The sequence below is a fragment of the Streptomyces sp. genome (assembly GCF_031181705.1).
GTDB lineage: Bacteria > Actinomycetota > Actinomycetes > Streptomycetales > Streptomycetaceae > Streptomyces.
Genome location: NZ_JAPSKN010000057.1, coordinates 30085 through 31746, shown reverse-complemented (window position 1 = coordinate 31746; position 1662 = coordinate 30085). Strand labels below are relative to the sequence as shown.

1 protein-coding gene is annotated in these 1662 nt (G+C 69.0%); it reads right to left on the bottom strand.

Annotated elements, in window-relative coordinates; genetic code table 11:
• Nucleotides 1-830 precede the first annotated feature (830 nt).
• The coding region (locus RIN80_RS13710; protein WP_309095848.1) for an endonuclease/exonuclease/phosphatase family protein at nucleotides 831-1662 on the bottom strand (832 nt) is incomplete at its 5' end.

Genomic DNA, 1662 nt, shown 5'->3' with positions numbered 1-1662 from the left:
CTAGCGGCTCCGTCGTACGCGGTGTGTCCCGCCGGCCGGGGTGATGTCGTGGGTGACGGCCAGGGCGGGCGCCTTCGGGACGTTGCAGCGCCGCGGTCGCGCAAGCAGGCCGGGGGTTCGGCGACCGGGTCCGCGGGAGGGCGATCTTGTCGGCGAGGTCGGACGGGTGTGCGGGGAGCTTCCCGGGGGGTCAGCAGCAGTGGGCAGCGGGCGGCGTTGACGGGGGCACGGCCGAAGTGCGCGAGCGCCTCGGATTCAGGAAGCTCTGAACTGTTGTGCAGTGGGCTGATCGGTGTGTCGGCCGTCAGCGGCCGTGGGGGGCTGCGGCTGGTGTGGGTGATCTGCCCCTTCGGCTTTTCCTCGGGGTGGGCGGCGCGGGAGGCGGGGAACTGGCTTTGTGGTGTGGCGGGTTGGGGTCGGGCAGGGCCGTACCAGCTTCGGCAGGGAGTATCTCCTCACCGGCACGAAGCGTGCAGGGGTGCGCATGGGTGTCCGGTTCGAGCCCGTTGGTCTCGACCGCGCAGTGGGCGAGTTCGACGTTCAGCCGCTGTGGTTGTGGTTGCGGCGCGATCCGTGCGCGGGAGCGGTCGCAGTCCGGGACCGCTGCCGGGGGGGGCGGGGGGAAGTGGCTTGGCGGAATGGAGGTGAGCGGGGCGGTACTTGAGCCTGGGTGGTGGCCCGGCTTCAGGTGGGGGCGGACGCGGACGGGTCACTTCTGTGGGGCGTGAGCGTGGCTCCACCGGCTGGCCAGGTCCGTCGGCACGCCGTCTGGGCGGCGAAGAGGGTCACGTGCCTGCTCGGGCTGTCGCCCACGTGCCCGCCGGAGGGGCTCAGTGATTGGGGTCCAGGTCGGTGTAGAGCAGGTGGTGGTCCGAGTACGGCGTGGGTTGCACGCGGTACTTGAGCGGGGTGACGGCGCGCAGAAAGATGTAGTCGAACTTGCTCTGCCAGTCGGTGGTCGGCTTGCAGGTGCTGTGGGGCGGAGTGCCGCACTGGGGGTCTGTGTCCGCGGCGAGTTCCCACATCCTGGTGAGTTCAGGAGCATCCGGCACGGCGTTGAAGTCGCCGAGAACGATAGCGCGAGCGTGCCGGGCGACCTCTGTTGCGAGTACGCCGATCTGGTCTGCGCGGACTGCTTCTTGTCGTCGCTCGGCGAGGTGTGTGTTGAAGACCCGGACGGATCGTCCGCCCACCATGGTGGTGACTGCCATGTACCCGCGGTCTTCGGATCCGCCGTCGGGGTATTCCACGTGTGTGCGGTCTGTCATCGGTGCCGCCGATAGGACTGCCTGGCCGTAGGCTCCCGGACTCCACGGCATTCCCCCGCACCGGCTCCAGTTCCGGAGAACCATTCCGTACTCGACGTGGTAGACCAGCCCGTGGAGGTTCTCCAGATGGTCCCGGATCCTTTCGACATCGCGCACGCACGCCTCTTGCAGGCCGATGACCTGGGGCGCATACGTGGCGATCTGTGCTGCCCGGTCGACGTTGCTCTCCTCGCAAGGGTTGCAGAGGTTCCACGTCATGACTCGGCTCGACAGGGCGTCCTTCACGGCACCGGCGGGCAGCGACCTGCTCGGGAGGGCACCGCTTGGTGCACTGGGGCCGAGCAGTACCGTGCAGGCCGTGACCATGGCGCCCGCGAGCAGTTGTGTTCCCCTT